1 protein-coding gene is annotated in these 1,083 nt (G+C 50.8%); it reads left to right on the forward strand.

Annotated features, from left to right (window positions below; all coding sequences use genetic code 11):
• The coding region (locus GCE9029_RS26865) for a hypothetical protein (protein WP_231870202.1) at window positions 1-190 on the forward strand (190 nt) is incomplete at its 5' end.
• Window positions 191-1,083: the final 893 nt, after the last annotated feature.

Consider the following 1,083-nt stretch of genomic DNA (forward strand, 5'->3'; position numbering starts at 1 on the left):
ACTGGATGCATCTGCAGGATATCGCGGCCGCTTAATTAACTGGCCTCATGGGCCTTCACTTCACTGCCCGCTTTCCAGTCGGGAAACCTGTCGTGCCAGCTGCATTAACATGGTCATAGCTGTTTCCTTGCGTATTGGGCGCTCTCCGCTTCCTCGCTCACTGACTCGCTGCGCTCGGTCGTTCGGGTAAAGCCTGGGGTGCCTAATGAGCAAAAGGCCAGCAAAAGGCCAGGAACCGTAAAAAGGCCGCGTTGCTGGCGTTTTTCCATAGGCTCCGCCCCCCTGACGAGCATCACAAAAATCGACGCTCAAGTCAGAGGTTGCGAAACCCGACAGGACTATAAAGATACCAGGCGTTTCCCCCTGGAAGCTCCCTCGTGCGCTCTCCTGTTCCGACCCTGCCGCTTACCGGATACCTGTCCGCCTTTCTCCCTTCGGGAAGCGTGGCGCTTTCTCATAGCTCACGCTGTAGGTATCTCAGTTCGGTGTAGGTCGTTCGCTCCAAGCTGGGCTGTGTGCACGAACCCCCCGTTCAGCCCGACCGCTGCGCCTTATCCGGTAACTATCGTCTTGAGTCCAACCCGGTAAGACACGACTTATCGCCACTGGCAGCAGCCACTGGTAACAGGATTAGCAGAGCGAGGTATGTAGGCGGTGCTACAGAGTTCTTGAAGTGGTGGCCTAACTACGGCTACACTAGAAGAACAGTATTTGGTATCTGCGCTCTGCTGAAGCCAGTTACCTTCGGAAAAAGAGTTGGTAGCTCTTGATCCGGCAAACAAACCACCGCTGGTAGCGGTGGTTTTTTTGTTTGCAAGCAGCAGATTACGCGCAGAAAAAAAGGATCTCAAGAAGATCCTTTGATCTTTTCTACGGGGTCTGACGCTCAGTGGAACGAAAACTCACGTTAAGGGATTTTGGTCATGAGATTATCAAAAAGGATCTTCACCTAGATCCTTTTAAATTAAAAATGAAGTTTTAAATCAATCTAAAGTATATATGAGTAAACTTGGTCTGACAGTTATTATTTACCCACCACTTTGGTAATTTCGCCTTTCACGTAATGCCCAAATTCTTCCAGCC

The organism is Grimontia celer (genome assembly GCF_900055185.1).
GTDB lineage: Bacteria > Pseudomonadota > Gammaproteobacteria > Enterobacterales > Vibrionaceae > Enterovibrio > Enterovibrio celer.